This is a genomic window from Achromobacter deleyi (assembly GCF_013116765.2).
Classification (GTDB): Bacteria; Pseudomonadota; Gammaproteobacteria; order Burkholderiales; family Burkholderiaceae_B; genus Achromobacter; species Achromobacter deleyi_A.
In genome coordinates, this window is the sequence record NZ_CP074375.1 from 3,662,328 (window position 1) to 3,682,201 (window position 19,874).

At 65.5% G+C, this 19,874-nt stretch carries 20 protein-coding genes; 7 read left to right on the forward strand and 13 right to left on the reverse strand.

Translation table 11 applies throughout. The features are described 5' to 3' along the window. Positions 1–121: 121 nt before the first annotated feature. The 3 genes from HLG70_RS16395 to HLG70_RS16405 are packed head-to-tail and all read right to left on the reverse strand — an operon-like array spanning position 122 to position 3,370. Complete coding sequence (locus HLG70_RS16395) at positions 122–739, reverse strand: flavin reductase family protein (RefSeq protein WP_171661914.1); 618 nt, start codon at positions 737–739, stop codon at positions 122–124. 3 nt (positions 740–742) lie between these two features. Continuing rightward, on the reverse strand, positions 743–1,702 hold the full coding sequence (locus tag HLG70_RS16400; RefSeq protein ID WP_171661913.1) for a carbon-nitrogen hydrolase family protein: 960 nt from the start codon (positions 1,700–1,702) through the stop codon (positions 743–745). Positions 1,703–1,717: 15 nt separating this feature from the next. Next, positions 1,718–3,370 (reverse strand): MFS transporter, encoded by a 1,653-nt coding sequence (locus HLG70_RS16405; RefSeq protein WP_171661912.1) that lies wholly within the window; start codon positions 3,368–3,370, stop codon positions 1,718–1,720. A gap of 173 nt (positions 3,371–3,543) precedes the next feature. On the opposite strand from HLG70_RS16405, the gene HLG70_RS16410 reads away from it, so the two are divergent. Next, complete coding sequence (locus HLG70_RS16410; protein WP_171661911.1) at positions 3,544–4,392, forward strand: IclR family transcriptional regulator; 849 nt, start codon at positions 3,544–3,546, stop codon at positions 4,390–4,392. Positions 4,393–4,419: 27 nt separating this feature from the next. Here the strand turns inward: HLG70_RS16410 and HLG70_RS16415 are convergent, their stop codons facing one another. The 3 genes from HLG70_RS16415 to HLG70_RS16425 form a co-directional block, all read right to left on the reverse strand. Further along, a complete protein-coding gene (locus HLG70_RS16415; RefSeq protein WP_171661910.1) occupies positions 4,420–5,400 on the reverse strand; it encodes a Bug family tripartite tricarboxylate transporter substrate binding protein in 981 nt (326 codons plus the stop codon). 138 nt (positions 5,401–5,538) lie between these two features. Further along, on the reverse strand, positions 5,539–6,441 hold the full coding sequence (locus tag HLG70_RS16420; RefSeq protein WP_171661909.1) for a dihydrodipicolinate synthase family protein: 903 nt from the start codon (positions 6,439–6,441) through the stop codon (positions 5,539–5,541). Between the two features lie 16 nt (positions 6,442–6,457). Further along, positions 6,458–7,585: a mandelate racemase/muconate lactonizing enzyme family protein gene (locus HLG70_RS16425; protein ID WP_171661908.1), complete on the reverse strand. Its 1,128-nt coding sequence runs from the start codon at positions 7,583–7,585 to the stop codon at positions 6,458–6,460. Positions 7,586–7,746: 161 nt separating this feature from the next. Here HLG70_RS16425 and HLG70_RS16430 point away from each other — a divergent pair, with 161 nt between their 5' ends. After that, a complete protein-coding gene (locus tag HLG70_RS16430; RefSeq protein WP_171661907.1) occupies positions 7,747–8,625 on the forward strand; it encodes a LysR family transcriptional regulator in 879 nt (292 codons plus the stop codon). Positions 8,626–8,645: 20 nt separating this feature from the next. On the opposite strand, the gene HLG70_RS16435 is transcribed toward HLG70_RS16430, so the two are convergent. Both HLG70_RS16435 and HLG70_RS16440 read right to left on the reverse strand, forming a co-directional pair. Next, on the reverse strand, positions 8,646–9,836 hold the full coding sequence (locus HLG70_RS16435) for an amidohydrolase family protein (RefSeq protein WP_171661906.1): 1,191 nt from the start codon (positions 9,834–9,836) through the stop codon (positions 8,646–8,648). A gap of 1 nt (position 9,837) precedes the next feature. After that, entirely contained in the window at positions 9,838–10,035 is a 198-nt protein-coding gene (locus tag HLG70_RS16440) for a hypothetical protein (RefSeq protein WP_171661678.1), read from the reverse strand. Between the two features lie 192 nt (positions 10,036–10,227). Between HLG70_RS16440 and HLG70_RS16445 the strand changes: the two genes are divergently transcribed. Next, positions 10,228–10,743, forward strand: a complete 516-nt coding sequence (locus tag HLG70_RS16445; protein ID WP_171661905.1) for a hypothetical protein — start codon at positions 10,228–10,230, stop codon at positions 10,741–10,743. A gap of 293 nt (positions 10,744–11,036) precedes the next feature. Next, positions 11,037–11,369 carry a virulence factor gene (locus HLG70_RS16450; RefSeq protein ID WP_171661904.1) on the forward strand — a complete coding sequence of 111 codons (333 nt, stop codon included), beginning with the start codon at positions 11,037–11,039 and terminating at the stop codon, positions 11,367–11,369. 90 nt (positions 11,370–11,459) lie between these two features. On the opposite strand, the gene HLG70_RS16455 is transcribed toward HLG70_RS16450, so the two are convergent. The 5 genes from HLG70_RS16455 to HLG70_RS16475 form a co-directional block, all read right to left on the reverse strand. Then, positions 11,460–11,618: a hypothetical protein gene (locus tag HLG70_RS16455; RefSeq protein ID WP_171661903.1), complete on the reverse strand. Its 159-nt coding sequence runs from the start codon at positions 11,616–11,618 to the stop codon at positions 11,460–11,462. Further along, entirely contained in the window at positions 11,605–11,853 is a 249-nt protein-coding gene (locus HLG70_RS16460) for a hypothetical protein (RefSeq protein WP_171661902.1), read from the reverse strand. Before HLG70_RS16460 ends, HLG70_RS16455 begins: the two co-directional genes overlap by 14 nt. A gap of 228 nt (positions 11,854–12,081) precedes the next feature. Continuing rightward, a complete protein-coding gene (serS, locus tag HLG70_RS16465) occupies positions 12,082–13,428 on the reverse strand; it encodes a serine--tRNA ligase (protein ID WP_171661901.1) in 1,347 nt (448 codons plus the stop codon). A 42-nt stretch (positions 13,429–13,470) separates the two neighbouring features. Next, complete coding sequence (locus HLG70_RS16470; RefSeq protein WP_171661900.1) at positions 13,471–14,811, reverse strand: replication-associated recombination protein A; 1,341 nt, start codon at positions 14,809–14,811, stop codon at positions 13,471–13,473. Between the two features lie 92 nt (positions 14,812–14,903). Continuing rightward, positions 14,904–15,695, reverse strand: a complete 792-nt coding sequence (locus HLG70_RS16475; protein WP_171661899.1) for a deaminated glutathione amidase — start codon at positions 15,693–15,695, stop codon at positions 14,904–14,906. Between the two features lie 177 nt (positions 15,696–15,872). Between HLG70_RS16475 and HLG70_RS16480 the strand changes: the two genes are divergently transcribed. The 3 genes from HLG70_RS16480 to HLG70_RS16490 all read left to right on the forward strand — a co-directional run bounded on the left by HLG70_RS16480 (position 15,873) and on the right by HLG70_RS16490 (position 19,854). Further along, positions 15,873–17,141: an amino acid deaminase gene (locus HLG70_RS16480; protein ID WP_171661898.1), complete on the forward strand. Its 1,269-nt coding sequence runs from the start codon at positions 15,873–15,875 to the stop codon at positions 17,139–17,141. Positions 17,142–17,255: 114 nt separating this feature from the next. After that, positions 17,256–18,815: an ABC transporter substrate-binding protein gene (locus HLG70_RS16485; protein WP_171661897.1), complete on the forward strand. Its 1,560-nt coding sequence runs from the start codon at positions 17,256–17,258 to the stop codon at positions 18,813–18,815. 97 nt (positions 18,816–18,912) lie between these two features. Then, positions 18,913–19,854 (forward strand): ABC transporter permease, encoded by a 942-nt coding sequence (locus HLG70_RS16490; protein WP_171661896.1) that lies wholly within the window; start codon positions 18,913–18,915, stop codon positions 19,852–19,854. The last annotated feature ends 20 nt before the right edge of the window (positions 19,855–19,874 follow it).

Below are 19,874 nucleotides of genomic sequence, written 5' to 3' on the forward strand. Positions count from 1 at the left end.
TTCTCGCGACGGTCGACTGGATGCTAGCAGCCCGGATTTGACGGGCATCGGGGGAAATGGAGAACTTATTGACTCAAGCTCTTCCCTTTGTGCATAGCGGCCCCCACGGCCGCCTTGTCCGCTATTGCGGCGCCGTGGGCCGGGCCAGCTGAAACGTGTCGGTACTGCGCGCATACCACCCGCCGCCATGCATGCGGGCGATCAGTCCCAGGGCCGGCGTGTCCACGTACCCGCGCGCCGCGTCCTGCACGTAGGCGTCATCGACGTGCGCCCCCAGCACCCGGCCGATGACCACGATCTGGCGCGGGCCGGTCACGACCGTTGCCTGGCTGACACACTCCAGCGATACCGGGCTGCCCTGGATGAGGGGCGGACGCACATGCGATGCCGGACGCGCGGTCAGGCCGGCCGCCGCCATCTCGTCCACGTCGGCCGGATAGTCCGCGCAGGTCTGGTTCATCTGCCGGACCAGCGACTCCGGCACCAGGTTCACCACGAACTCGCCGTTCTCGATGATGTTGGCGCCGGTGTCCTTCAGCTCTCCGCTGGCATGGCGCATCAGGCCGATGGCGACCGTGGGCGGCTGATGGCCCATGACATTGAAGAAACTGAAGGGCGCCGCGTTGACGACGCCTTTGCCCGAGACGGTGGTAACCCATGCGATCGGGCGCGGCGTGACGGTCGAGGTCAGCACGTTGTAGACCGTCTGCGCCGGCAAGGCGCTGAAATCAAAGTGCATTGCTCAGGCCTCCTGCGAGCCGCCGGCGTTGACGGCCGATACCGCGCGCTTTTCGCGGGTGTCGACCTGCAACTGGAACACGTCGGGCCGGGCATAGTGCCCCGACACGTCGAAGTCGTACTTGCCGCGCAGGATCTGGTTGGGATTGATGTCGGCGTACAGGATGGTCTCGTCCGAGAAATCCGGACCGGCCAGCACCTCGCCCAAGGGATCGATGATTGCGCTGCCGCCGCGCATCAGCACGGTGTCTGGCGCGTCGCCCAGCGCGCATTCGAAGTCCTCGGGATAGGCGCCGCGGCGCAAGTGCTGGCAAGCCGTCAGCACATAGCAGCGGCCTTCCAGCGCAATGTGGCGCATGCTGGGAATCCAGCTGTCGCGGTCGTCGGCGGTGGGCGCGCAATACAGCGCCACGCCCTGGCTGTACATGTACATGCGCAGCATGGGCATGTAGTTTTCCCAGCAGATGACCGCGCCGACCTTGCCGTACGGGGTATCGAAGACCGGCAGGGTCGAGCCGTCGCCAAAGCCCCAGATCAGCCGCTCGCCGGCGGTGGGCATCAGCTTGCGGTGCTTGCCGGCAAGACCCTGCTGGCCGTTGAAGTACAGCACGGTGCAGTACAGCGTGCCGCCGTCGGCCTCGATGCAGCCCATCACCACGAAGCTGTCGGTGTCGGCCGCGGCCTGCGCAACCAGCGCGACCTCTTCGCCGTCCAGGCGGATGGCCTGCTGGTGATAGCTGGCGAAGGCGTCGCGGCCCTCGGGCTTGCGCATGCCGATGGGCGCGCCGAAGGAATTGCCCTTGGGATAGCCGCCCAGGAAGGCTTCCGGAAACACCAGCACGCGGGCGCCTTGCTCGGCCGCCTGGCGGATCAGCGACGCCGCCTTGCGCGCGCAGGCCACGCTGTCGGTGGGGATGGACGCCGCCTGGATGACGGCAGCCTTGAAACTCTGTTGCACGGACATGTCTCTCCTCTCTTCTTAATGGACGGGGTCTTCGTCGATGGCCTGGGCGCGCGTATTGGGCAGGAACAGGCTGCCGATGATGCCCACGATCACCATCACCGCCACCGGATACATCAGGCCGCCGAAGATATTGCCGCTGGCCTGGGCCAGGTAGGTGGCGGTAAACGGCACGATACCCCCAAAAATGCCGGCGCCGATGTGATACGGGAACGACAGCGCGGTGTAGCGGATGCGCGCCGGGAACAATTCGACCAGATAGGACGCGACCGGCCCGTAGACCATGGCGACCACCGCGGTCATCAGCACCAGGATCAGGATGATGGTGGCGCGGTCGATGCGCGCGGGATCCGCCCGGTCCGGGTAGCCGGCGGCGGCCAGCGCCTTGGCATAGCCCGCGCGGTCAAAGCCGTTGACGGTGACGCCGCCCACGCTCATGGCGATCTCCTGGCCCGGCAGCGGCGCCGCGTATTCGAAGTTGATGCCCTTGCCGACCAGGAATTTCTTGGCCTGCACGCAAACCTTCTTGTGGTCGGCGTGGCTGCCTATCATGGCCGCCTGCAGCCCGAAATCGCAGGCGCCGCCGCGGGTGTCGGCATGCACGCGCACCGGGGTCGTCTGCATGGCCTGCGCCAGGGCCGGATTGCCGGCGTTGAGCAGGACGTCGAACATGGCGTGATAGCCCAGGGCGCCAATGAAGAGGCCCGCCATCATGATCCACTTGCGGCCGATGCGATCCGACAGCCAGCCGAACAGCACGAAGGTCGGCGCGCCAATGATGAAGCCGATCAGGATCAGCGAGTAGACCGTGGTCTGATCCAGTTGCACGGCCTGCTGCATGAAGATCATGACGTAGAACTGGCCGGTGAAGTAGGTGGCGCCCTGCCCGGCGGTCACGCCGATCAACGCCAGCAGCACGAGCCTCAGGCTGGGCCACTGCCCGAACGTTTCCTTGACGGGGTTCCTGGACAAGCGGTTCTGCTGCTTCATCCGCGTGAAGACTGGCGACTCGTGCAGCTTGGCGCGCACGTAGATGGAGATGGCCAGCATCACGATCGACAGGATGAACGGCAGGCGCCAGCCCCATTGCCGGAAATCTTCGGCGCTCATCGAGGCCTGGGTGCACAGGATCACGACCAGGGACAGGATCAGGCCGGCGGACGAGGTGATCTGGATCCAGCCCGTCAACAGGCCGCGCCGCTTCGGTTCGCAGTGCTCGGCCACGTAGATGACGGCGCCGCCGTATTCGCCCCCGACCGCCAGGCCCTGGACGACCCGCAGCGTCAACAGCAGGATCCACGACAGGTGGCCCGCCGATTCATAAGTGGGCAGGCAGCCGATCAGCACGGTCGCCCCGCCCATCATCACCACGGTGATCAGGAAGGTGTACTTGCGGCCCAGCTTGTCGCCCAGGTAGCCGAACATCACGGCGCCCAGCGGCCGGATGATGAAGCCCACGGCCAGCGCCCCCAGGGCGGCCAGCAGCGCCACCGTGGGGTTGTCCTGCGGGAACAGCACCTGGCTCATGAAGACGGCGAGCGTTCCGTAGATGAAGAAGTCGTACCACTCGAACAAGGTGCCCAGGGTCGAGGCCACCACCACCTGGCGTTCCTCTTTTTTGCTGAGCGTTGGCCCGTCGTCGAGCCGCGGCATTGCCAGATTTGCTTCCATGCTTGCTTTCCCCTGTCGTTTTAGATTGATACTGCTGTATGCATTAACTATTATCAAACTTAAAACCCGACATGAAATAGCTAGGGGAAACCCGGCGAAACCGCCCCCGCCGACCGCCTGGAGCCCCGCAAGGCCGCTGCTACACTGCCGCCAGAGACACAGTGGAGGCAGTAATGGCACGGCCCGCCGGCAAGGTTGAAAAGAACACGGAACAGACGCCGGCCACGGCGCGCAGGGGCATTCAGTCGATCGAGGTGGGGTTCCGGATCCTGGACGTGATCCGCAAGGCCGGCCGCCCGCTGCCCTTGAAGGAAATCGCGGACGCCTGTGAACTGACCGTCCCCAATGTCCACTACTACCTGGTGAGTTTCCAGAAGGTGGGCGTGGTGCTGCAGCACGCCGACACAGGCCACTATGGCCTCGGGCCCTATGCCCTGCGACTGGGCCTGGCGGCCCTGGAGCAGTTCGATGTATTCACGACAGCCCGGCCCATCATGGCCGAAGTGGCCGCGGCCACCGGGCATACCGTGTTCCTGGGTGTGTGGGGCAACAAGGGCCCGACCATCGTCTACCGCGTGGAAGGCAGCCGCAGCCGGCCCTTGCTGGAATTGCGCGTGGGCACCGTGATGCCCCTGCTGTCGTCGGCGCTGGGCCGCAACTTCCTGGCGCATCTGCCGGCCGCCATCACCCGCGAACTGCTGGAGCAGGAGATGGCCTCGGCCATGCCCGAAAGCCACGGCGGCGCACCCGGCAATTCATACACGATGCAGGACGTGCAGGCGATCCGCGACGAGGTGCAAAAGCACCACATCAGCCGTTGCCGCCACGCGCTGCTGCCGCACTTCACGTCGCTGTCCGCGCCCATCTTCGACATGCTGGGCGAAATGAAGGCGGCCATCACCCTGATGGGGCCCGTGGGCGCCATCGACGACGACCTGGAATCCGACACCGCGCGGCTGCTCAGCGAGAAAGCCCGCTCGATCTCGGCCACGGCGGGCTGGGTGGACCCGGACGCGCGCTGAACGGCGCGTACCGGGACGACGGGGGCATCAGCCCTCGGCGACGATCTTGGCGTCCTGGATGGTCTTGGCGTACTTCTGCTGTTCGTTCTTCATGAACTCGGCAAAACGCTGCACGCTGCCACCGCCATCTTCCGCGCCCACCTGCGCAAGCTTTTCCTGCACGTCCGCCATCGCCAGCACCTGGTCGATGTCGCGGTTCATGCGCTGGACCATGGCGTCGGGCATCCTGCCCGGGCCCACCATGCCGAACCAGATGCTGGCCTCGAATCCGGGATAGCCTTGCTCGGCCACCGTCGGCACGTCGGGCTGGCTCTTGGACCGCTTCTGCAGGGTCTGGGCCAGGGCGATCACCTTGCCCGACTGCAGCAGCGGCGTGGCCGTCGTCATGCCTTCGAAGCAATACTGCACGTGGCCGCCCATCAGGTCGTTCATCAGGGGCGCGGACCCCTTGTAGGGCACGTGCAGCACATCGATGCCGGCGCGGGCCTTGAAGATTTCCAGCGCCAGGTGCTGGGCCGAGCCGCTGCCGGCGGAACCGAACACGATCTTGCCCGGCTGGGCGCGGCACAGCTTGACGAGGTCGGGCAGGTTCTTTGCCGGCTGGCTTGCGCCGCCGATCAGGATGGTGGGCGTCTTGCCGACCAGGGCGATGGGCGTGAAATCGCGCTCCACCGAGTACGCCAGCTTGGGCTGCAAGCCCGGCGCGATGCCGTGGCTGTTCACGTGGGCCATCAGCAGGGTGTTGCCATCGTTGGCCTGGCGCGCGACCTGCTCGGCGGCGATGATGCCCGCCGCCCCGGCGCGGTTCTCGACGATGACCGGGATGTTCCACAGTACGCCCAGCTTCTGTCCCAGCAGGCGCGCCAGCACATCGGTGCCCCCGCCCGCGGGAAATCCCACCACGATCTTCACTGGCCCGGACGGCATGTCTTGCGCCCGCGCCGTCGCGGGCAGGACGAGCGCCGCCCCCAGTGCCGCCGCGCTGGTCATGAATTGCCTACGTTGCATTGTTGTCTCCTCGCGCGCCGGTCCAAAAGGCCGGCGACTGGTTATGGATGCACTGCCTGCCACTGTCGCGTCCGGCCGTCTTCGCGGCCTGGATGCTGCACAGCTGTACTACGCCTGCATGAACGTCGCCGGACCCGGTCAGGGCGCGGCCAGCCGTTGCGCCAGCTGCGCGGACTGCACGCTGTCCAGCTCCACCAGCGGCGGCCTGACGGTGGCCCACGCCGGATCCTGCCTGCGCTGGGCGATGGCGGCCTTCATGGCCGGAATCATCGGATAGGCCTGGAATATCGCGCGGGTCTCGTTCAATGCGCGCTGCCTGTCCTCGGCGCCGTCCTCGCGCCAATGGCGGTGAAGTTCGACGATGGGACCCGCGTTGACATTGCCGGTTGCCGTGATGCAGCCGACGCCGCCGGCGCGCATGGTATTGAGCAGCACCGCCTCGGTGCCAGCGAACACGTCAAAGCCGCGCGGCTGGAAGTCGCGCAGCATCGCCTCGGTGTTGGCCCAGTCGCCCGAGCTGTCCTTGATCCCCGCGATGATGCCGGGAAACTCGTTCAGCAGGCGGTCGATCAGGCCCAGGCTGATGCCCACGCCCGACACCGGCGGGATGTGATACAGGTAGATGCGCAGACGGTCGTCCGCGACCCGCTCGATCACGTGGGCAAAGGCCCGGAACAGGCCTTCGTCGCTGACGCCCTTGTAATAGAAGGGAGGCAGCATGAGCACCCCGCCGCAACCCGCGGCAACCGCGTGCCGCGTCATCTCCACCGCGTCGGGCAGGGCGCAGGCGCCCGTGCCCGGCATCATGCGCGCCGGAGGCAGGCCCGCGTCCAGCAAGGCGTCCAGCAGCAGACGTTTTTCGGCCACGCTGAGCGAATTGGCTTCGGAGTTGGTGCCGAAGATCGCCAGCCCCGCGCCCTGCTCCAGCAAAGAGCGGCAATGCTCGACAAAGCGCGGCGCGCTGGGCGACAAGTCCGCGTTGAAGGGCGTCAGGACGGGCGAATAGACGCCCTGCGGGCGATCAGCGGCAACAGTGCTCATGAAGTTCTCCAGTCAATCAACGGGCGACGCGGGTCCACTTGCCATACCGTTCGACCATGCGTTCGTCAAAACCGAACCCAAGTCCCGGCTCCTGATGCAAGACCACGCGACCCTGCTTGTGGGTCAATTGGCGATCGACCAGCTTGCGGAAATTCAGGACCTGGTCGTCCCAGAAAAATTCGACATAGCGCGCATTCGGCGTTGCGGCCACCAGCGGCGCATGCACGTCATGGAACCAGTGCGGGCAGACCACCACGCCATAGCTGGCCGCCGTGGCGGCGATGCGCTTCCACTCCGTGATGCCGCCGCAAACCGCCGCATCCGTCTGCAGGATGCCAGCGGCGCCCTTATCCAGCAATTCCTTGTGATACCAGCGGCCGTAGCCGATCTCGGCGGTGGCGATCGGCAGGTGCGTCAGGCGCGCCAGCTTGGCGTGACTGTCGATGTCGTCCGGACCGAAGGGCTCTTCGATGAAATAGGGCTCGTACTGCTCGAAGCGCCGGATGTACTGCATGGCCTGGGTCACGTCCTGCCAGGCGTTGTTGCAGTCCATCATCAGCTCGACGTCCGGCCCCACGGCCTCGCGCGCGGCCTTCAGGCGTGCCTCTTCCTCGCGCGGCGACAGGCGGCCGGTCTTCATCTTGACGGCGCGGAATCCCTTGTCCACATAGCTGGCCATTTCCTCGCCCAGGTGCTGCGGGGTCTTGCCGTCCAGGTAGTAGCCGCCGCTGGCGTAGGCCGGCACGGTTTCGAGTTCCATGGCTCCCAGGAATTTGTGCAGCGGCAGGCCCGCCGTCTTGGCATTCAGGTCCCACAGCGCGATGTCCAGCGCGCTCAGCGCCCGCATCACCGTGCCCTGGCGGCCTTGCAGCAGCGCCTCCTGGTACATGGATTGCCACAGGCCTTCGACGGCGTGCGAGTCCTTGCCCAGCAGCACCGGGCCCAGCAGGCTCTGGACGGCCGCCTCGAAGATGGCGCCGCCGGCGCTGCCGACATAGCAAAAGCCGATGCCTTCCACCCCATCGGTGGAACGTACCTTCACCAGGCCGTAGTGGCGCGTGGAAACAGTGCGATTCGAGAACGAGGTGACTTTATCCAGAGGCACCACGGCGGCGCATACGTCTATGGATTCAATGATGGGCACGGTGGCTCCTTGGTAGCGGGAATGTTCTGACAGGCTTGATCGGCGCGCCTTGCGCTGCCTCAACGCCCTGGACGTATTCTTCCCTCTGCCAAAGAAAACAACAATTATCTTCATCCATCTTTAGAATATGGAAAAAACATCTTCTCAAGAGACAAGCCGCCGTGGACTCGCGTTTCCTGCAAACCTATGTGCATGTGGTGGAGCTGGGCTCCATCGCCCAGGCCGCAAGGCACCAGGGGCTGACGCCGGCCACCGTGCAGCAAAGGCTGCGGGCATTGGAGGCGGATGTCGGCAGCGCGCTGATTGCGCGCTCGGGGCGCACCGTCAAGCCCACGCCGGCCGGTACCCGCATTCTTGACCGCGCGCGCGGCATCCTGCGCGACGTCCGCGACCTGCGCTCGGCCGCCTCGGACACCGAATTGCCCGCGGGCCCCCTGCGGCTGGGCGCCACGCCCACCGCACTGACCGGCATCATGCCGCCGGTGCTGCGCACTTGGGTCGCGCGCCATCCGCGCATCGAGATTTATATCGAACCGGCGCCCACCACGCTGCTCTACAGCAAGGTGCTGTCCGGCGAACTGGACGGGGCGTTGCTGGTGCATCCGCTCTTTCCCATCCCCAAGACCTGCGTCTGGCGCGATCTGCGCCACGAACCGCTGGTGCTGGTCACCCCTGCCGACATGCAGGTGCGAGACCCGCTGGCCACCATCGAACGAGAGCCCTACATCTGCTATGACCGCAGCGTGGTGGGCGGCAAGATGGCCGACGACTACCTGCGGGCGCGCGATCTGCGGCCGCGGGTCAGGTTTGAACTCGACGGTATCGATTCCATCGCCAAGCTGGTGTCGGAGGGATTGGGGGTGGCGCTGCTGCCCGATTGGGCCACCACCGGAACCCCGTCGGCGCGCGTCAGGCGCTGGCCGCTGCCCGCGCCCTGTCCGGTGCGCACCGTGGGCGCGATCTGGCCGCGGTCCGGCGTGCGCTCGGAATTGATGCGGGCGTTCGTGGAACTGACCGAGTCGCAGCTCGGCCTGGGCTGAAACGCCCGGTAACGCGGCGGCTAGGCGATGGCGTCCTGGCCATTGCGGGCCACGATCACGCCACCGGAAACCACCAGGCGGCGGGGCGCCCGTTTCACCACGGCTTCCGCCACGCAGCTCGCGTCAACCAGCACCAGGTCGGCGCGAGCGCCAGGGACCAGGCCGTAATCCGCAAACCCGCATGCGCGGGCCGCGGCGCCGGCCACGCAATCAAACGCCCACTCGATCTCATCGTCGCGCCGCAGGTCGTTGCGCAAGCCGATGAGCGTGGCGCGGGCCAGCATGTCGGGACTGCCGTAGGGCGTCCAGGTATCGCGGATGCCGTCGTTGCCGCCAAAGAGGGTTACCCCGGCCTCGCGGCAGGCGCGCACTGATGGCACGGGCCGCGACGCAGGCGCGGTGGTCAGCAAGGCCACGTCCAGCGCGGCCAGGCGCTTGAGCAGGCCGTCGAGCCGCTTGGCGTCAATGCCGCCCAGACAGAAGGCATGGCTGATGACAACCTTGCCGTTCATGCCCAGGGCCTGGGCGCGGTCCAGGATCAGATCCAGCGTGAAGGCGCCCAGTTCGCCCGGCTCGTGCAGGTGGATGTCCGCCGGCTTGCCGTGCTTGTCGGCCAGTCCGAACAACACGTCCAGGGACCTTGCGGGGTCGCGATCGATGGCGGACGGGTCCAGCCCGCCGAGCACGTCGGCTCCCTGCGCCAGCGCCTGGTCCAGCAGTTCGGCCGTGCCGGCACGGGCCAGCAGCCCCGATTGCGGGAAGGCCACCGTTTGAATTTCAACGCGGCCGGCAAGTTCCTGCTGCGTGGCCTGCACGCCGTCCAGATGGCGCAAACCCGCATCGGTGTCGATATCGACGTGCGTCCGGATGCGGGTGGTGCCTTCGCGCAGAAAGGCCAGGGCCAGTGCGCGCGAATGGCTTGCGGCATCGTGGCCGGTGCTGGCGCGCCAGGCGCGTTCATTGTCGATGCGGTCGGTCAGCGCCGGCCCGACCTCGTTCACGTACCAAGGCGAACCCCAGGTCGTCTTGTCCAGATGGGTATGCCCTTCGATCAGGCCGGGCAGCAGCAAGGCTGCACCGCCATCTTCCACGGCGACGGCGGGATCCGGATTGAGAGTGGGGCCGATTTGCTGGATGCGGCCACCGCGCACCCGCACGTCCACGGCATTGCCTTGCGGCGTGCGGACGTTCTTCAGGAGCAGATCCGCCATTTCAGACTTGAGGCGGTTCGATCCAGAAGAAGCGTTCGCCCTGGCGGACCATGTCGGCCACGCCTTCGGCGCCAATGCGATAGTCGGTGCCCATGAGCGTGGCCCCGCCGTCTTCATGGATATGGATGACGGCCAGCGGGTCATTGGCCATGGTGTACCAGTAGTAACCGGGCTTGAGATCGTGCAGGTCAGTATTCATGCTTCGAGTATACAAATATCCTCGGGCAGTTTTCAAAAAGACAACACAAATTCAGACGACGCCTGACACGAGAGTCGTGACACGTCATACTCCCTTGCGAGGCTTAAATAAAGCTCACTCAGTTGGCACGTGTCGACTCGGCCGCAACGGCAATAACGCGCAAGCGTTGATCGTGAGGGGAACAGCGAGCACATGAAAAGGCAGTCACTCCAATTCAGCGAACCGCTCAAACAAGCCATTCTTGACGGCGCCAAGGTGCAGAGCCGGCGCATCGTCAAGCCGCAGCCGTCCAAATTCACGACGGCCTGGTATGCGGATGCGGCGGATTCGGGCAGATGGGTGGCCATGGGTCCATCGCCGGATAATCCTTCTGAATTGCGCAGAACCTCAAGCTGGGTCAGATGCCCGTACGGAAAATCCGGCGAGAGCATCGTGCTGGCCGATGAAGCCGGCGCGCCCTTTGCGAGTGCCGTCGTCGTGGGCGTGCGCATTCAGCGCCTGCAAAATCTCTCCGAGACGGATGCCCGCCTGGAGGGCACGCATGCGCTCTATCAAAGTTCGGCCCTGCTGCCCGGCGTGCCACTTCAAACTGCGTTTGCATTGATGTGGTGTGAACGCTATGGCGCTCATGCCTGGGCCGCCAATCCCTGGGTCTGGGTGGTTGAATATCGCCACTCGGCGCTGGACGAAGACCTGGGCCGCCAATGAATCCGGCGCGCCGCCGCAACACCGTTACCCCTGCCCGGGTGCAGATGGTGACTGCGTGTAACGCGGGCGTATGACTTCATCCCATTCCAGCTTATTTCAATCGACTTCAGCGCAGGGTTTACCAGAGCTAGCGGTTGATACCGCAATGCAGCAGCGGCGCGGGTTTCATCAAGGGGACGGTTGCGGATTGTCGCTATTGAGGCCGGGTCGCTTACGAATAGCTGGCGCAAACCGTCGAAAATAGCGTCAACGAATACTCAACTTTGCTGCGTCATGCAGTAGGCAGGTGCAACATGAAAAAATGGCTTATCGCAGGTGTCGGTGCCGCGGGTCTGCTGATCTCCAGCGTAGCCCTGGCTCGCGTGGACGTCGGCATTTCCATCGGCGTGCCTGGAATCGTGTATCCCGCGCCGGTTTATGTCGCGCCACAGCCTGTATATGTGGCGCCCCCGCCGCCCGTCTATTACCGTCCGGCTCCCGTGTATGTCGCGCCGCCGGTGATTTACCCCGCGCCGGTTTATTACCGCGGAGGCGGCGGCCGTTACTACGACCGCGGCTATTATCACGGCCGCGGGCGCGGCCATGACCACGGTCATCATCGCGGCCGCGGCCACGATCGCGACTGATCCCGGGCACTCACAGGAAAAACAAAGGCCACTCGCAAGAGTGGCCTTTTTTTCCGGCAGGACAATGTCCGGTGCCCTGCGGGATGTCTGTCAGACCGCGGGAGTCTGAACAGGTTTGCCGGCCAGCGCGGCCGGTTGCTGCGACGCCTGCTTGGCCTTGTTGTCGGCCCAGCGCGGCGATTCCTGAACAAGATCGATCCATCGGCGCGGCGCACTCGACGCCCGCCACCAGCCATTATGCGGACGCATGAGCAAACTCCGGTTCACCGTTGAAACGCACACCATTAATGCCCTGGAACAATTGACGGCTTTCCTGTTCTGCTTCGTGCAAGTTCGTGAACGGCGCCTGTCCCGGCACTGTCCAGCATTTTTCCGGTGCGGTTCCGCCTACCCGGCGGGTCCATATCTGCACGCGGTAGCCCTGCTCCTCTTCATGAGCCACAGAGCATCTCACACGAAAATCTCCAATCATTCTTGAAGTCATGGACAACTCCTTGTTATATAAGTGAATGAAGCGTGTAGAACGCGGGTGTATTGTGCCGCAACTATCTGGCCCTTTTATTGGAATACACAATTGCTCACATCAAAATCAGGCAATCATGGCGGCAGAATAGCGTTCTAAAGCGACAAGTTCATGTCGCAATAATAAAAAAAAACGGAGCCCGAGGGCTCCGTCTTCTTATCCACCGTATGGCCGATTGACAGGATTTCTTCAGGGCTTGAGCACCGTCAGACCACCCATGTAAGGCTGCAGCGCCTCGGGTATCAGGACGCTGCCATCCGCCTGCTGGTGGTTTTCCAGCACGGCCACCAGCGCGCGGCCCACGGCCAGCCCCGAACCGTTAAGCGTATGCACGAATTCCGGCTTGCCTTGGGCATTGCGGAAGCGCGCCTGCATGCGGCGGGCCTGGAAGGTTTCGCAATTGGACACCGAGGAGATTTCGCGCCAGGTGTTCTGCGCCGGCAGCCACACTTCCAGGTCATAGGTCTTGGCCGAGCCAAAGCCCATGTCGCCGGTGCACAACAAGACCACGCGATAAGGCAGGTTCAGCAACTGCAGCACGCGCTCGGCGTGGCCGACCATGTCCTCCAGCGCCTCGTAGGACTGGTCCGGCTGCGTGATCTGCACCATTTCGACCTTGTCGAACTGGTGCTGGCGAATCATGCCGCGGGTGTCGCGCCCGCCGCTGCCGGCTTCCGAACGGAAGCAAGGCGTGTGGGCGGTGAGTTTGATCGGCAGGTCGGCGGCGGCCTGGATGGCGCCGCTGGCCACGCTGGTCAGCGTGATCTCGGACGTGGAGATCAGGTACTGGTCCTCGCGCACATAAGGCTTGCCCTGGTCGTCGACCTTGGGATCGTCGTCGCCGCCGCCCTTGGAGACCGCGAACATGTCGTCCTTGAACTTGGGCAACTGGCCCGTGCCGAACAGGGTCGAGGCGTTGACGATGTACGGCGTATAGCACTCGGTGTAGCCGTGCGTGCCCGTTTGCAGGTCCAGCATGAACTGGGCCAGCGCGCGGTGCAGGCGCGCGATGGAACCGCGCATGAACGAGAAGCGCGCGCCCGACAGCTTGGCGGCCATGTCGAAGTCCAGGCCCAGCGGTTCGCCGAGGGCGACGTGGTCGCGGGCTTCGAATGCCAGGGCCGGCGGATTGCCGTCGGCGCCAGCGGCGCCGGGCAGCCAGCGGCGGACCTCGACGTTGTCGTCGGCGGATTCGCCCTGAGGCACGCTGGCGTGCGGCAGGTTCGGCACCGACATGAGCAGTTCGTTGAGCGGCTGCTGCAAGGCGGCCAGCTCTTCTTCCAGCTGCTTCAGGCGTTCGGGCACGGCCTGCGATTCCGCCATGACGGCGCTGGCGTCTTCGCCCTTGGCCTTCAGTTGACCGATCTGCTTGGCCAGCGCGTTGCGGCGGGCTTGCAGGGACTCGGTTTCAGTCTGGACCGCCTTGCGGCGAGACTCCAGGTCGTTGAACCGTTCCGTGTCGAAGCTCACGCCACGGCTCTTGAGGCGGTCTACGACGGTTTGCAGGTCTTTGCGCAGCAGTATCGGGTCTAGCATGGTGTAGTCGGTGAGGTTGCGAGAAGCAGCGGGCGGCGCCCGTTACCGGTTCCTGGCACGTTCCTGCGCGTCCAGCTCACGCAGGAATGCCAGCTTTTGCTGGATTTTAGCCTCCAGACCGCGATCGGTCGGCCGATAGAAGGAGGGATTGAGTCCATCAGGGAAATATTGCTCGGCCGCGGCATAGCCATGAGGCTCGTCGTGCGCGTAGCGATAGGCCTTGCCATGGCCCAATTGCTTCATCAATTTGGTGGGCGCATTGCGCAGGTGGATGGGAACCGGCGCGCTGCCGTGTTCCGCGGCGAACTTGCGCGCCTGGTTGTACGCGTTGTAGACGGCGTTGGATTTGGCCGCGCAGGCCATGTAGACCACCGCCTGCGCCAGCGCCAGCTCGCCTTCGGGCGAACCCAGGCGTTCATAGATGTCGGCGCCGTTCACCGCCAGGTCCGTGGCGCGGGGGTCGGCCAGGCCGATGTCCTCCACCGCCATCCGCACCAGCCGGCGCGACAGGTACTTGGGGTCCGCGCCGCCGTCGATCATGCGGCAGAACCAGTACAGCGCGGCATCGGGATTGGAGCCCCGCACCGATTTGTGCAGGGCGCTGATCTGGTCGTAGAAGGCGTCGCCGCCTTTGTCGAAGCGCCGCAGGTTCTGCGACAGCGAGATCTCGAGCCAGGCGGCGTCCACCGTGTCGCGTCCCGCCGATTGGGCGGATTCCGCCACGACTTCCACCGCGCTGATCAAGCGCCGCGCGTCGCCGTCGGCCCAGGCCGCCAGCTGCTCGCGCGCGTCGGCCTCGATGCGGATGGCCTCGCCGTCGTCCATGCCGTCGTTGAGCGCCTGCACGGCGCGATCGACCAATTGCTGCAGTTCTTCGGCCGTCAGCGATTGCAGCACGTAGACGCGCGCCCGCGATAGCAGCGCCGAGTTGACCTCGAACGAGGGATTCTCGGTGGTGGCGCCGATGAAGGTGAAGAGCCCGCTTTCCACGTACGGCAGAAAGGCGTCCTGCTGCGCCTTGTTGAAGCGATGCACCTCGTCGACGAAGAGGATGGTGCGGCGGCCCTGGCCTTGCGCCACCTGGGCCACCGTGACCGCTTCGCGGATGTCCTTCACGCCGCCCAGCACGGCGGATATGGCGATGAACTGGGCGTCGAAGCCGTCGGCCATCAGGCGCGCCAGCGTGGTCTTTCCCACGCCCGGCGGGCCCCAGAAAATCATGGAGTGCGGGCGCCCCGATTCGAAGGCGACGCGCAGGGGCTTGTCCGGCCCCAGCAGGTGCGACTGCCCGACCACGTCGGACAAGGTGCGCGGGCGCAGGCGTTCGGCCAGAGGCACATAGGGCCGATGCGCAGGATCGGCCGCGAAGAGATCGTTGCTCATTGGCAGCAGATGAAGGAAGACAGCAAGGATTTCAAGTCAGCATTACACCATGCCCGGGCCTGGGCCCAGCCCCGCCGCCCGCCCGCCGCGCCCTACCCCAGTTCTGGCGGCGAGAAGCGGCGGTTGGCCAGCACCGGCAGCACCTTGCGGGCATGGGCCAGTCGCTCGGGATCGATGTCGGCGAACACCAGCGCGGGCGCCTCGCCCGCGCGCGCCGTGACGACGCCCAGGGGATCCACCACCATGCTGCAGCCGATGTTGCGCTCGCCGCATTCGCCCGTGGCCGCCACGTAGCAGGTGTTTTCCAGCGCGCGCGCGGTGACCAGGACCTCCCAGTGCATTTCCTTCAACGGACCGCGCACCCAGGCGGCCGGCAGCACCAGCAGGTCCGCGCCGTCCAGCGCCAGGCGGCGGGCCAGCTCGGGGAAGCGCACGTCATAGCAGGTCATCAGGCCCACCCGCAGTCCGGCGATCTCCAGCAAGGGCGGGATCTCCGTGCCCGGGGTGACATTGGTGGACTCCTTCATGGTGAAGGCGTCGTACAGGTGCAGCTTGCGGTATTGCGACAGGATCTTGCCGTCGCGCAGCGTCACCAGCGTATTCCAGACCCGCCCTTCTCCCGTCGGGACGTGGACGCACATCATGGTCGACAGCGACGAGCCGCGGCTGGCTTCCAGCAGGTGCGTGATGAAGGGGCCATCCAGCGGCTGCGCGGCCTTCAACACGATCTGCGGATCGGTGATATCGCGGGCCAGGATGCCCTCGGGCAGGACCAGCAAGTCCGCCCCGCCTGCGCTGGCGCGCTCCATCAGGTCGACGCAGACCTGGGCGTTTTCCTCCCAGACGCGGCTGACGGCGAACTGGCCCAAAGCAACTTTCAGCATGACTCTTCCTCTGTGTGGGGCGGCAAGCAGGCAAGGCTTGCGCGGCATGAAGACTATTTTCCCACTGTCGCGGCAGCCCCGACTACGGGAAACTCCTAGCTCCCGCTTGTAAATTTCTTTCACGATAATGAAAAAAACCTGATTTGACGTAAATATTTTCCATAACAGGCGCCCGCCATGACGAACTCATCTTCCCCCGCAGCCCCTCTGGACGTGAACGGCAAGGGCCTGGGCGCCTTTCCCGAATCCTGTACCACCGCCGGCGTGTCGGCGCTGAACTGGAACCTGCTGGACGAGGACGTGAGCCTGCCCGTGGCCGTGCTGTACGAAGCCCGCGTGCGCCACAACCTGCAATGGATGCAGCAGTTCATGGAGGCGTATCACGTCAAGCTGGCGCCGCATGGCAAGACCACGATGAGCCCGGCGCTGTTCAAGCGCCAGATCGACAACGGCGCCTGGGGCATCACGCTGGCCACCGCGCCGCAGGTGCTGGCCGCCTACCAGCATGGCATCCGCCGGGTGCTGATGGCCAACCAGCTCGTGGGCCGCGCCAACATGGCCATCATCGCCCGCCTGCTGCAGGATCCCGCCTTCACTTTCTACTGCATTGTGGATTCGCCGACCAACGCCGCGCAGCTCGGCAAGTATTTCGGCGAGCAGGGCCTGGTCCTGCCCGTGCTGATCGAACTGGGCCCCGCGGGCGGCCGCACCGGCGTGCGCGACGACGCGCAGCTCCAGGCCGTGGCCGACGAAATCGGCCGCTGGCCGGGCCTGGCCCTGGCAGGCATCGAAGTCTATGAAGGCGTGCTGCAGGAAGAAAGCGCCATCCGCGCCTTCCTGCGCCGCGCCACCGACGCGCTGCGCGGCCTGGCCACGGCCGGCAAGCTGCGCAAGGGCGGCCCCGCGCTGATCTCCGGCGCGGGCTCCGCCTGGTTCGATGTCGTGGCCGAGGAATTCTCGCAGCTGGACATCGGCACGGCCCTGGAAGTGGTGCTGCGCCCCGGCTGCTACCTTTCGCACGATGTGGGCATCTACCGCACGGCGGCCGAGCGCATCAACGCGCACAACCCCGTCGCCCGCAAGATGGAACCGGGCTTGCAGCCCGCGCTGCAGGTCTGGGCCTACGTGCAATCGCTGCCCGAACCCGGCCGCGCCATTATTGCCCTGGGCAAGCGCGACGCCGCCTTCGACGCGGGCCTGCCCACCCCCGCCCTCTTGCATCGTCCCGGCCGGCAGGCGCCTGGCGCGGCTCCCGCGCACTGGAAGCTCTCGGCCATGATGGACCAGCACGCCTTCATGCAGATCGGCGAGGGCGACGACATCCAGGTCGGCGACATGATTGCCTTCGACATTTCCCACCCCTGCCTGACGTTCGACAAATGGCGCCAGGTTCTGCTGGTGGACGAGCAATACCGCGTCACCGACGTGGCCGAGACCTTCTTCTAGACACCCCCTGCCCGCGGCACCGCGCCAGGCCCGAGGGGGCCAGCAAGACCTGGGATCCCGGCGCTTACCTGATACCACGCGACAACCTGTTTTTGACCCTCTGGAGAGAGAATCATGAACTTCCGTACCTCCCGGCGAGGCGGCGGGCTGAAAAGCCTGCTCGCGGCCGGCGCAATTGGCTTGACCGCATTGTCGACCCCCGCCCTCTGTGCCACGCCGGTCAAGGGAGGCACGATCTCGGTCGCCACCATCGGCGAGCCGCCGACACTGGATCCGATGAGCAGCACGGCCGATCTGGTGGGCATCCTGACGCAGCATTTCTTTGAAACGCTGTACACCTTCGACGCCAAGTGGAACCTGACCCCGCTCCTGGCAGACAAGATGCCCGAGGTCTCGTCCGACGGGCTGACCTACACCATCCCGCTGCGCCAGGGCGTCACCTTCCACGACGGCTCCAAGATGGATTCGTCGGACGTGCTGGCTTCGCTCAAGCGCTGGACCGAAACCGCCACGCGCGGCAAGAATGCCGCCAAGATCATCGCCGGCATGGAAGCCCCGGACGCCAACACGATCCGCATCACGCTCAAGCAGCCCTACGCTCCCCTGACCGCGCTGCTGGCAATGAACAACAGCGCCGCCGTCATCATGCCCAAGGGCAAGATCGCCCCGGCGCTGACCGAGTTCGTCGGCACCGGCCCTTACCAGCTGAAGGCGCGCGTGCCCGACCAGTACATCCAGCTGGTCCGCTTCGAGGGCTACAAGCAACGCGAAGGCGAGCCCGACGGCTACGGCGGCGCGCGCAAGCAGTACCTGGACGAAATCCGCTTCGTGCCGGTGAGCAACTCCAACACCCGCGTCGAAAGCGCGGTGGCGGGCCAGTTCGACTATGTCGACTCCCTGCCGGTGGAGTCCCTGCCCAAGCTCAAGAACGGCCGCTCCGACCCGGTGATGCTCAAGCCTTTCGGCTGGCCGCGCCTGGTGCTCAACACCAAGCAAGGCATCATGTCCAACCAGGCCGTCCGCCAGGCCGTGCAACTGGCGCTCAACGAAGAAGACATGCTTTACGCCGCGTTCGGCGACAAGGCCTTCTACAAGCTCAACGGCGACCTGTACCCCGAAGGCTACCCGTGGGCCACGTCCCTGGGCGGCAAGGTCTACAACAAGGCCGACGCCGCCGCGGCAAAGAAGCTGGTGGACGGCGCCAACGTGCAGGACCGCAAGATCCGCATCCTGACCAGCCAGCAATATGAGTTCCACTACAAGATGGCGCTGGTGGCGGCCGAATACCTGAAGGCCGCGGGATTCACCGTCGATATGCAGGTCGTGGACTGGGCCACCCTGACGCAGCGCCGCCAGGACCCGGCCGTGTGGGACATCTTCATTACCCACAGCCCCTTCCTCCCTGAACCGGCACTGATCGATTTCCCGTCCAAGGACGCGCCGGGCTGGTGGGACACGCCGCGCCGCAACCAGGCCCTGGACGCCTTCAACCAGGCCGGCACCCAGGAAGAACGCATCAAGCGCTGGGCCGACGTGCAGCAGGCCGTGTATGACGAAGTGCCTTTCATCAAGGTCGGCGACTTCAACGCGCAGGCCGCGCGCTCGCCGTCGCTGCAAGGCACCAAGGCCGTGCCGTGGCCGTACTTCTGGAATGCCTGGAAGGCGCCCAAGTAAGCCTGCTCGGGACGGACGGCACCGGCTGCCCGTCCCGCGCTGAAACCCGCGCCTGCATCTGCATTTGCGTTTGCGCACTGACCTCTAGGACTCCACCGTGTTGCGTTATCTCTTAAACCGGCTGGTCGGGCTGGTGGCCGTGATGTTCATCGTCGCGACCATCGTGTTCGTGATCATCCGCGTCACGCCCGGCGATCCGGCCGCGGTGATGCTGGGCCCGCAGGCCAGTCAGCAGGACATCGCCGCGCTGCGCACCCAGCTGGGGCTGGACCAGCCCATGGCCGTGCAGTACGTGTCGTGGCTGGGCAAGCTGATCCAGGGCGACCTGGGCCAGTCCATTTTCATGAACAAGCCGGTGCTGTCGGCGCTGGCCGATCGCGCTGAACCGACGATACTGCTGACCCTGATGTCGCTCCTGATCGCCAGCGCCATCGCGCTGCCGGTGGGGATACTCTCCGCGGTCAAGCGCGGCACCACGCTGGACCAGTCGGTGCTGTCGTTCTCGATGTTCACCTCCAGCGTGCCCAGCTTCTGGCTGGGGCTGCTGCTGATGCAGCTTTTCTCCGTCAAGCTGGGCTGGCTGCCCGTGGCCGGCTATGGCGGACCGGATGCCTCGCTGGCCACCCGCCTGTCGCACCTGATCCTGCCTGCCGTGGTGCTGGGGCTGGTGAACTCGGCGCTGATCACCCGCTTCATCCGCGCCAGCATGCTGGATGTGCTGCGCGACGACTACGTGCGCACGGCAAGGGCCAAGGGACTGCCGGAACGCAAAGTCATCCTGAAGCATGCCGTGCGCAACGCGCTGATCCCCATCCTGACGGTGCTGGGCCTGACGACGGCCCTGCTGATCAGCGGCGCGGTCGTGACGGAAACCGTGTTCGGCCTGCCCGGCGTGGGCAGCCTGGTGGTCTCGGCGGTCTTGCGCCGCGACTATCCCGTCATCCAGGGCGCGCTGCTGATCATCGCGGCCATCTACGTCCTGATCAATCTGTTCATCGACCTGCTGTACCTCGTGGTCGACCCCCGGGTGCGCTACTGATGAATGAACCCACCCGATTC

Coding starts and splice junctions, on each gene's coding strand:
- HLG70_RS16395 (WP_171661914.1), bottom strand. CDS start 739: ATGCACTTTGATTTCAGCGCCTTGCCGGCGCAGACGGTCTACAACGTG.
- HLG70_RS16400 (WP_171661913.1), bottom strand. CDS start 1,702: ATGTCCGTGCAACAGAGTTTCAAGGCTGCCGTCATCCAGGCGGCGTCC.
- HLG70_RS16405 (WP_171661912.1), bottom strand. CDS start 3,370: ATGGAAGCAAATCTGGCAATGCCGCGGCTCGACGACGGGCCAACGCTC.
- HLG70_RS16410 (WP_171661911.1), top strand. CDS start 3,544: ATGGCACGGCCCGCCGGCAAGGTTGAAAAGAACACGGAACAGACGCCG.
- HLG70_RS16415 (WP_171661910.1), bottom strand. CDS start 5,400: ATGCAACGTAGGCAATTCATGACCAGCGCGGCGGCACTGGGGGCGGCG.
- HLG70_RS16420 (WP_171661909.1), bottom strand. CDS start 6,441: ATGAGCACTGTTGCCGCTGATCGCCCGCAGGGCGTCTATTCGCCCGTC.
- HLG70_RS16435 (WP_171661906.1), bottom strand. CDS start 9,836: ATGGCGGATCTGCTCCTGAAGAACGTCCGCACGCCGCAAGGCAATGCC.
- HLG70_RS16440 (WP_171661678.1), bottom strand. CDS start 10,035: ATGAATACTGACCTGCACGATCTCAAGCCCGGTTACTACTGGTACACC.
- HLG70_RS16445 (WP_171661905.1), top strand. CDS start 10,228: ATGAAAAGGCAGTCACTCCAATTCAGCGAACCGCTCAAACAAGCCATT.
- HLG70_RS16450 (WP_171661904.1), top strand. CDS start 11,037: ATGAAAAAATGGCTTATCGCAGGTGTCGGTGCCGCGGGTCTGCTGATC.
- HLG70_RS16455 (WP_171661903.1), bottom strand. CDS start 11,618: ATGCGTCCGCATAATGGCTGGTGGCGGGCGTCGAGTGCGCCGCGCCGA.
- HLG70_RS16460 (WP_171661902.1), bottom strand. CDS start 11,853: ATGACTTCAAGAATGATTGGAGATTTTCGTGTGAGATGCTCTGTGGCT.
- serS (WP_171661901.1), bottom strand. CDS start 13,428: ATGCTAGACCCGATACTGCTGCGCAAAGACCTGCAAACCGTCGTAGAC.
- HLG70_RS16470 (WP_171661900.1), bottom strand. CDS start 14,811: ATGAGCAACGATCTCTTCGCGGCCGATCCTGCGCATCGGCCCTATGTG.
- HLG70_RS16475 (WP_171661899.1), bottom strand. CDS start 15,695: ATGCTGAAAGTTGCTTTGGGCCAGTTCGCCGTCAGCCGCGTCTGGGAG.
- HLG70_RS16480 (WP_171661898.1), top strand. CDS start 15,873: ATGACGAACTCATCTTCCCCCGCAGCCCCTCTGGACGTGAACGGCAAG.
- HLG70_RS16485 (WP_171661897.1), top strand. CDS start 17,256: ATGAACTTCCGTACCTCCCGGCGAGGCGGCGGGCTGAAAAGCCTGCTC.